The sequence below is a fragment of the Thermus sp. genome (genome assembly GCF_039793865.1).
Classification (GTDB): Bacteria; Deinococcota; Deinococci; order Deinococcales; family Thermaceae; genus Thermus.
In genome coordinates this window covers 1-7,652 of the sequence record NZ_JBAMMI010000032.1, presented here as the reverse complement: position 1 = coordinate 7,652, position 7,652 = coordinate 1, and the positions used below count along the sequence as shown (strand labels likewise).

General features: G+C 69.1%; 10 protein-coding genes and 1 pseudogene. 2 read left to right on the top strand and 9 right to left on the bottom strand.

All coding sequences use genetic code 11. From position 1 onward, the window contains the following. Both ABJK26_RS03070 and ABJK26_RS03065 read left to right on the top strand, forming a co-directional pair. Positions 1-184 (top strand): annotated as a pseudogene (locus ABJK26_RS03070) (exopolyphosphatase); the annotation flags it as partial. A 1-nt stretch (position 185) separates the two neighbouring features. Beyond that, the gene (locus tag ABJK26_RS03065) at positions 186-686 is read left to right on the top strand and encodes a histidine phosphatase family protein (protein ID WP_347240760.1); all 501 of its coding nucleotides are present in this window, start codon (positions 186-188) and stop codon (positions 684-686) included. 107 nt (positions 687-793) lie between these two features. Here ABJK26_RS03065 and ABJK26_RS03060 read toward each other — a convergent pair whose 3' ends face one another. From ABJK26_RS03060 to ABJK26_RS03020, 9 genes are all read right to left on the bottom strand, one after another. Further along, entirely contained in the window at positions 794-1,546 is a 753-nt protein-coding gene (locus ABJK26_RS03060) for a 5-oxoprolinase subunit PxpA (protein WP_347240759.1), read from the bottom strand. A gap of 17 nt (positions 1,547-1,563) precedes the next feature. Then, positions 1,564-2,865 carry a TRAP transporter large permease subunit gene (locus ABJK26_RS03055; protein ID WP_347240758.1) on the bottom strand — a complete coding sequence of 434 codons (1,302 nt, stop codon included), beginning with the start codon at positions 2,863-2,865 and terminating at the stop codon, positions 1,564-1,566. Further along, a complete protein-coding gene (locus tag ABJK26_RS03050; protein ID WP_347240757.1) occupies positions 2,862-3,332 on the bottom strand; it encodes a TRAP transporter small permease in 471 nt (156 codons plus the stop codon). The genes ABJK26_RS03055 and ABJK26_RS03050 overlap by 4 nt, the downstream gene beginning before the upstream one ends. Then, complete coding sequence (locus ABJK26_RS03045; protein WP_347240756.1) at positions 3,329-4,285, bottom strand: TRAP transporter substrate-binding protein; 957 nt, start codon at positions 4,283-4,285, stop codon at positions 3,329-3,331. Before ABJK26_RS03045 ends, ABJK26_RS03050 begins: the two co-directional genes overlap by 4 nt. Positions 4,286-4,313: 28 nt before the next feature. Then, entirely contained in the window at positions 4,314-5,309 is a 996-nt protein-coding gene (locus ABJK26_RS03040) for an ABC transporter substrate-binding protein (protein WP_347240755.1), read from the bottom strand. Beyond that, positions 5,306-6,082, bottom strand: coding sequence for an ABC transporter permease (locus ABJK26_RS03035; protein WP_347240754.1), 777 nt, complete (start codon positions 6,080-6,082; stop codon positions 5,306-5,308). Before ABJK26_RS03035 ends, ABJK26_RS03040 begins: the two co-directional genes overlap by 4 nt. Next, positions 6,069-6,842, bottom strand: coding sequence for an ABC transporter ATP-binding protein (locus ABJK26_RS03030; protein ID WP_347240752.1), 774 nt, complete (start codon positions 6,840-6,842; stop codon positions 6,069-6,071). Before ABJK26_RS03030 ends, ABJK26_RS03035 begins: the two co-directional genes overlap by 14 nt. Further along, a complete protein-coding gene (locus ABJK26_RS03025; protein WP_347240751.1) occupies positions 6,839-7,387 on the bottom strand; it encodes a peroxidase-related enzyme in 549 nt (182 codons plus the stop codon). The genes ABJK26_RS03030 and ABJK26_RS03025 overlap by 4 nt, the downstream gene beginning before the upstream one ends. Further along, a partial coding sequence (locus ABJK26_RS03020) for a cyclase family protein (RefSeq protein WP_347240750.1) occupies positions 7,381-7,652 on the bottom strand: 272 nt, incomplete at its 5' end. The genes ABJK26_RS03020 and ABJK26_RS03025, both read right to left, overlap by 7 nt.

The window sequence follows — 7,652 nt, the reverse complement described above, 5'->3', positions numbered from 1 at the left end:
CGAGATGCTGGACCGCACCCGCTCGGGCCGGGTGCGGGGGGTCCGGGTGGAGCTAGGGGAGCGGGTGCGCCTGGTCCTAAGGGCCCCGGAGGACCCCTGGGTGGAGCGCCTGGAGGCGGAGAAGCAGGAGGGGCTTTTCCGGGAGGCCTTTGGGGTAGGATTGGAGGTGGCCTGGGAGGTGTAGGGTGGAGCTCTTCCTGGTGCGCCACGCCATCGCCGCTCCCCTACCCGAGGGGGGCGGGGAGGAGGAGGATGCGGCCCGGCCCCTCATCCCGAAGGGCGTCCGGCGCTTCCGCAAGGTGGTGCGGGGCCTGAAGGCCTTAGGGGTTGGCCTGGACCTGGTTCTCACCAGCCCCAAGCGAAGGGCCTTGGAAACCGCGAGGCTCCTCGGCCCCCTCCTCGAGGGCGAGGTGCGCACCACCCCCCTCCTCGCCGGGCCCCTGAGCGAGGCCCTCCTCGAGGAGCTTCCCGAGGAGGGCCGGGTGGCCCTGGTGGGCCACGAGCCCCACCTCTCCGCCCTCCTCGCCTGGCTCCTCTTCGGGCACCTGTTGGAGGGGGTGGCCCCCCAGGCCCTGGAGGAGCGGGTCCTCCTCAAGAAGGGAGGGGTGGCCTGGCTCCGGGGGCGGCCCGAGCCCGGGGGCATGGTCCTGAGGGCCCTCCTTCCCCCTAAGGTCTTCCGCCTCTGATGCCCTTTTGGCGCAAAACCTTCGCCCAAGCCGGGGTCAGGCGGCTCCTTGGGACGCCCTTTCCGGGCCCCCAGGCGGGCTTGAGCCCCCATGGGGGGCATGAGCGCCTAAAAGGCCCGAACCTCCACCCCCGCCCCCTCCAGGGCCTCCCGCACCGCCCTCGCCACCTCGGGGGCCCTGGGGTTGTCCCCGTGGATGCAGAGGGTTTCGGCCCTGACCTCCACCTCCCCCCCGTCCAAGGCCTCCACCTTTCCCTCCAGCACCATGCGCAGGGCCCTTCGGGCCGCCTCCTCGGGGTCGGTGATCCAGGCGCCGGGGAGGGAGCGGGGGGCGAGCTCGCCGCTTCGCAGGTAGGCCCTTTCCGGGAAGGCCTCGAGGACCACCCTAAGCCCCGCCTTCCTGGCCTCCTCCTCGTAGACCGTCCCCGGGAGGACCACCAGGGGAAGCCCCGGGTCAAAGGCCTTCACCGCTAAGGCGATGGCCCTCGCGGTTTCCCGGTCCCGGCAGGCCTTGAGGTAGAGGGCCCCGTGGGGCTTCACGTGGTGGAGGGGAAGGCCCTCCGCCTTGAGGAAGGCGGAGAGGGCCCCGATCTGGTAGAGGACGTCGGCGTAGACCTCTTCTGGGGAGAGGGCCATTTCCCTTCGGCCGAAGCCCAAGAGGTCGGGGAAGCCTGGGTGGGCTCCTACGGCGACCCCGTGGGCCTTGGCCAGGCGCACCGCCTCCAGGATGCGGTTTGGGCTTCCTCCGTGGAAGCCGCAGGCCAGGTTGGCCGAGGTGACCAGGGGGAAGATCTCCCGGTCGTGGCCGTAGGTGAAGGCCCCGTAGGACTCGCCCGCGTCCGCGTTCAGGTCCACCGTCATGCCGCCTCCTTCTCATACTACCCTCCCGTCATCGTCCGGGGAAGCCAGGTGGCGAGCCCCGGGAAGGCCACCAGAAGCGCCACCATGAGGAGGAGCACCCCCATGAAGGGGAGGCTGTAGCGGGCGATGCGGAAGAGGTCCTCTCCGCTTAAGGACTGGAGGACGAAGAGGTTGAACCCCACGGGAGGGGTGATCTGGGCGAGCTCCACCATGAGGACCAGGTACACCCCAAACCACAGGGGGTCCAGGCCGATGGCCTTCACCACCGGCAGGATGACGCTGATGGTGAGGACCACGATGGAGATCCCGTCCAAGAACCAACCCAGGACGATGTAGACCAGGCTGAGGAAAAAGACGAGGGCGGTGGGGGTGATCCCCGTCTCCACCGCCCAGGCGGCCAGGGCCCGCGGGATCCCCGTGAACCCCATGGCCAGGGTGAGGACCCCCGCCCCGGCGAGGATGAGCCCGATCATGCTGGTGGTGCGCACCGCCCCGAGAAGGCTTTCCCGGAGGAGCTCGAGGCTAAACTCCCGCCTTAAGGCGGTGAGGAGGAAGGCCCCCGCCACGCCGATGGCCGCCGCCTCCGTGGGGGTGGCCACACCCCGGTAGATGGACCCGAGCACCAGGAGGATGAGGAAGAGCACGGGCAGGACGCTGAGGAGCCCCTTGAGGGCCTCGCCGGGGGCCGGGGAGGGCGCCTGGGGAAGGGTTTTCCGGTGGCGCAGGGCGAGAAGGGCCACGGTGAGCATGAAAAGCAGGGTGAGGAGGAGGCCGGGCACCACCCCCGCCATGAAGAGCCGGGCCACGGAGACCTCGGCCATGACCCCGTAGACGATCATGACGATGCTGGGCGGGATCAGGAAGCCGAGGGTCCCCGCCCCCGCCAGGGAGCCCAGGGCCAGGGCCTTGGGGTAGCCCTGCCGCAGGAGCTCCGGCAACGTGAAACGCCCCACGGTGGCCGTGGTGGCGGCGGAGGAGCCGATGACCGCGGCGAAGAGGGCGCTCGCCACCACGTTCACGTGAAGAAGACCTCCGGGAAGCCTGCCGAGAATGGGGCCAAGCCCCTGGAAAAGCTCCTGGGCGAGCCGGGAGCGGTAGAGGATCTCCCCCATCCAGACGAAAAGGGGCAGGGCGGCGAGGCTCCAACCGGAGGTGCTGGTCCAAAGGGCCGTGGCCACGTTGGGCCCGGGAGGGGCTGTGGTGAAGAGGGCGAGCCCCGCAAGCCCCACCAAAAGGAGGGCCAGCCCCACATAGACCCCTAGGAGCAGGAGGAAGAAGAGAAGGAGGACGAGGACGAGCCCGGCGGCGAGGAGGCTCATGGGCGCCTCCCGAAGGTCTTGAGGAGGGCCTCGAGGAGGGCCAAGGCGAAGACGCTCATCCCGAAGGCCACCACCGCCAAGGGGATCCAGAGGGGCAGGGGCAGAAGCCCCGGGGCCAGGTCGCCAAAGCGAAGGCTTTCCAGGGTCTTAAGCCAGATTTGCACCGCCCCGTAAGCGCTTGCGGCGAAACCCAAAGCCAGGCTTAGGCGCTCGGTCCAACGCCTGGGTTCCGGGGAGAGGCGGTGGAGGGCGAGGCCCACCCGGATATGCCCCCCAGCCCTGAGGGTGGGCCCGAGGCCCAGGAAGATGAGCCCCGCCGTGGCGAAGCCCGCCAGCTCCAGGGCCGAGGGCACCACGAAGCCCAAAAAGCGCCCCACCACCTGGGCGAGGATGACCAGGAGGACGAAGAGCCCCAGGAGGAGGGCGAGGAGCTCGGAAAGGCGGTAAAGGCCTTCCAAAAACCTCATCGGCCCAGGTACTGGCGGTAGACCTTGATTCCCGTGGCTCCCGCCTGGCGCTGCCAGTCCAGGATCATGGTCTGCCCGACCCGCTTCAGGTCAGCCAGGAGCTGGGGGGAGGGTTTTGCCACCTGCATGCCCTTCTGGGCCAGGGTCTGTAGGGCCTTGGCCTCCTGCTCCTGGGAGAGCTTCCAGCCCCGCTCCTCCGCCCGCTTGGCCGCCTGGAGGAGAGCCTCCCGGTCCTGGGGGGAGAGGCTTTCAAAGGCCCGGCGCCCGATCACCACCATGTTCTTGGGGATCCAGGCCTTCACGTCGTAGAAGTAGCGGGCGAAGTCCCAGGCCTGGCTGTCCACTCCCGTGGTGGGCGAGGTGATCATGGCCTCCACGATTCCCGTGGCGAAGGCCTGGGGGATGTCGGCGGCCTCCACCTGGACCGGGGTCATGCCCAAAAGCTCCGCCAGCCGGGCCGTGGCCGGGTTGTAGGCGCGGAAACGCAGGCCCTTGAGGTCCTGGGCCGAGTTCACGGGCTTCTTGGTGTAAAGCCCCTGGGGGGGCCAGGGCATGGCGTAGAGGAAGACCACGCCCCTTTGGGCGAGCCACCTCTCCACCTCCGGCCGCTGGGCCTGGTAGAGCCGCCAGGCGTCCTCGTAGCTCGTGGCCACGAAGGGGATGGAGTCCAGGTTGAAGAGGGGGTTCTCGTTGGCCAGGAGGGACATGAGCATCTCCCCCATCTGCACCTGGCCGTTCCGCACCGCCGGGAGGATCTGGGGGTGGGGGAAGAGGGAGCCCCCGGGGTGGACGGTGATCCGGACCCTACCCCCTGTGGCCTCCTCCACCTCCTTGACGAACTGCAGGATGTTTTGGGTGTGGAAGTTCCCGGGGGGGTAGGGGGTGGCCATGTTCCAGGTCTGGGCCAGGGCGCCGAGGGCCAGGAGGGATAAAACCGTCATGAGCCGCTTCATTCGCAACCTCCTTTCCTTATCCCCGATTCTACCTGAGGCTTTGTAGGGCCCGGTCCACGAACGCGTTGGTGTAGGTGCGCTTGAGGTCTATCCGGGCCTGCCGCACCTTCTCGTCAAAGGCGGAAAGCACCGTGAGGGGCCTTAAGGGGGCGGTGTCGCCGAAGCGCCCCGTGGGGGAGAAGGACTCCAGGGAGTTGCGGAGCACCTTCAGGTAAAGGGCCCGGTCCCCCAGGAAGTACTCCTCCGGGAGGACCTGAGCGATCTCCTCGGGGCGCTTGCCCTGCATCCACTTGAGGCCCCGCACCATGGCGTTCACCAGCTTTTGGGCGGTGTCGGGGTTCTTCTCCAGCCAGGCCCGGGTGGCGTAGAGGACCGCCGCCGGGTACTCGCCCCCTAAGACCTCCCGGGTCCCCTTGGTGGTGCGGGTGTCCGCCAGGACCTTGAGGAGGCCCCGCTCCTCCAGGAGGGTGATGGCGGGCTCCACGTTGGAGAGGGCGTCCACCTGCTTGTTCTGCACCGCGGCCACCGCCTGGGCCCCCACGGAAACCCCGATGACGGAGACGTCGGTGGGCTTGAGGCCGTTTTTCACCAGGAGGTAGTTGAGGAAGAAGTGGGTGGAGCTCCCGGGGGCGGTGACCCCCACCTTCCGCCCCTTGAGGTCGGCGATGGACCGCACCTGGTCGGCGAGGTCCGAGCGCACCCCGAGGACGATGGCGGGGTAGCGCCCCACCTCCACGAAGGCCACGATGTCCCGGCCCTGGGCCTGCATCTGGATGGTGTGGTCGTAGAAGCCCATGACCACCTCCACGCTTCCCCCGATGAGGGCCTGGAGGGCGCGGGAGCCGGCCTGGAGGTCCTGGATCGCCACGTCCAGGCCCTCGTCCTTGAAGTAGCCCAGGCGCTCCACCACGGTAAGGGGCAGGTAGACCACCGCGGTCTTCCCGCCCACGCCCAGGACCACCCGCTTCTGGGCGAAGCCGAAGGCCAAGAGCACCAGCAAAAGCCCGATCCCGATCCGCTTCACGCCGTACCTCCTTCCCGTTCTTTAGGCCGCCACACGAGAAGCCGCCTTTCCACCATTCCCACCAGGGCGTCCAGCGCCAGGACGAAGACCATGAGGACCGCCATCCCGGCGAAGACCCCGGTGGTGTCAAAGACCCCCTCCGCCTGGGCGATGAGGTAGCCGAGGCCCGCGGCGCTCCCCAGGTACTCCCCCACCACGGCCCCGATGACGGCGAAGCCGATGGAGGTCCTTAGGGAGCTGAAGATCCAGCTCGCCGCCGAGGGGAGGTAGACGTGGCGGAGGAGGTGGCTCCGCCTGGCTCCAAGGAGCCTGGCGTTCTGCAGGACCACGGGGGGCACCTCCTTCACCCCCTGGTAGGTGTTGAAGAAGGCCACGAAGAGGACCAGGGTGACGCCCAGGGCCACCTTGGAGAGGATCCCGAGGCCGAACCAGAGGGTGAAGATGGGGGCGAGGACCACCCGGGGGATGGCGTTCAGGGCCTTCACGTAGGGCTCCAGCACCGCCGCCGCCCCCGGGGAGAGGGCAAGCCAAAGCCCCAGGGCCACCCCGAGGAGGGTGCCCAGGGCGAAGGCCAGGAGCATCTCCACCGTGGTCACGTAGAGGTGGGGGTAGACCTCGCCGGTGGCGAACCAGCGGAAGACCCGGGAGGCGATGGCCGAGGGGGTGGAGAAGAAGAAGGGGTCAAGGCGGCCCGTCCTCGAGGCCCACTCCCAGAGGAGGAGGAAGCCCAGAAGAAGCCCCCCCTGCCAGAGCCTCAGCCTAAACCCCCGCATGGGCCCGCATCACCTCCCCCCGGAGGAGGTCCCAGATCTCCCGGTGGATGCGGAGGAACTCCGGGGTAAGCCGCACCTCGGCCACGTCCCGGGGCCTCGGGAGGGGGATGGGGAACTCCCCGATGGGCCGGGAGCGGGGACCCGCGGCCATGACCACCACCCGGTCGGAGAGGGCGATGGCCTCCTCCAGGTCGTGGGTCACGAAGAGCACGGTCTTCCGGTTCTCCTGCCAGAGCCTGAGGAGCTCGTTCTCCATAAGCTGCCGCGTCTGCACGTCCAGGGCGGAGAAGGGCTCGTCCATGAGGAGGAGCTTGGGGTCTTGGATGAGCACCTGGGCGAGGCCCACCCGCTTCCGCTGCCCCCCGGAGAGCTGGTGGGGGTAGCGGTGGGGAAAGCGGGCGAGCCCCACCTTGGCGAGCCAGGCCCGGGCCCGCTCCCTGGCCTCATTCCAGGGCACGCCCCGGAAGACCAGGGGCAGGGCCACGTTGTCCAGGGCGGTCTTCCAGGGGAGGAGGGCGTCTTGCTGGAAGAGGTAGCCCGCCAAGGGGTTCAGGCCCCTGAGGGGGGCCCCCGCCACCCAGACCTCGCCCCGGCTTGGGGGAAGGAGGCCCGCTGCCACGTTTAAAAGGGTGCTCTTGCCGCACCCCGTGGGCCCCACCAGGCTCACGAACTCGCCCTCCTTAAGGGCGAGGCCCACCCCCTCCACCGCCACGTAGGGCCCGAAGGCCACGGCCACGTCCCGGAACTCCAGGAAGCTCATCCGTAGTACTCCGGGTTGGGTTTGAACCCGAGGCTATTCAGGAGCCGGTTGGTGAAGTTGAACATGGCGGCCACCTCGGCGGCCTCGAGGATGGCCTCGTCGGAAAGCCCCGCCTCCCTCAAGGGCCTAAGGTCCTCCTCGGTCATCTCGTGGTGGCGGTGCGTGACCTTGAGGGCAAAGTCCACCAGGGCCCGCATCCTCGGGGGAAGCTCCGCCCGGCGCGGGTTCGCCGCCAGGACCTCGGGGAGGATGGGGTCCCCGGTGAGGTCCTTCAGGTAGCGCTTGTGGCTCGCCACGCAGTACTCGCAGCGGTTCTCCCCGCTGATGGCCACCGCCATGGCCTCCCGCTCCTCCCGGCTCAGGAGGCCCTCCCCCCGCATCAGGGTGTCGTAGTACCGGAACCAGAGGAGGAAGCGGGGGCTCAGGGCGAAGGCCCGGGCCACGTTGGGCACGAAGCCCGTCTTTTCCCGGAAGCGGGCGAAGAGGGCCCGCACCTCCTCGGGAAGCTCCTCTTCCTCCGGCACCCGGAGCCAGGAGATCACCATACGGCCACCGCCCGCACGGGCCCGCCCGAGGCGTTCTTGTGCTTGGGGCCTCCCACGAAGATGAGGGCGCCCGAAGGGGGCACCTGGGCCAGGTTGGCCAGGTTCTCCAGTCCGTACTTCCCCGCCCCCAGGACGGTGACGTGGGTCTTGAAGTCCTTGGAGGGGCCGAAGTCCAGGGAGAGGGTGTCCACCCCGATGCCCACGATCTCCCGCTCGCGCACCAAAAACTCCGCCGCCTCGGGGGAGAAGCCGGGGAAGTGGAGGG

Excerpts from the sequence above, each read along its gene's own strand:
- ABJK26_RS03055 (WP_347240758.1), bottom strand. The coding sequence starts at position 2,865 with ATGAGCCTCCTCGCCGCCGGGCTCGTCCTCGTCCTCCTTCTCTTCTTC.
- ABJK26_RS03025 (WP_347240751.1), bottom strand. The coding sequence starts at position 7,387 with ATGGTGATCTCCTGGCTCCGGGTGCCGGAGGAAGAGGAGCTTCCCGAG.
- ABJK26_RS03060 (WP_347240759.1), bottom strand. The coding sequence starts at position 1,546 with ATGACGGTGGACCTGAACGCGGACGCGGGCGAGTCCTACGGGGCCTTC.
- ABJK26_RS03035 (WP_347240754.1), bottom strand. The coding sequence starts at position 6,082 with ATGCGGGGGTTTAGGCTGAGGCTCTGGCAGGGGGGGCTTCTTCTGGGC.
- ABJK26_RS03030 (WP_347240752.1), bottom strand. The coding sequence starts at position 6,842 with ATGAGCTTCCTGGAGTTCCGGGACGTGGCCGTGGCCTTCGGGCCCTAC.
- ABJK26_RS03050 (WP_347240757.1), bottom strand. The coding sequence starts at position 3,332 with ATGAGGTTTTTGGAAGGCCTTTACCGCCTTTCCGAGCTCCTCGCCCTC.
- ABJK26_RS03045 (WP_347240756.1), bottom strand. The coding sequence starts at position 4,285 with ATGAAGCGGCTCATGACGGTTTTATCCCTCCTGGCCCTCGGCGCCCTG.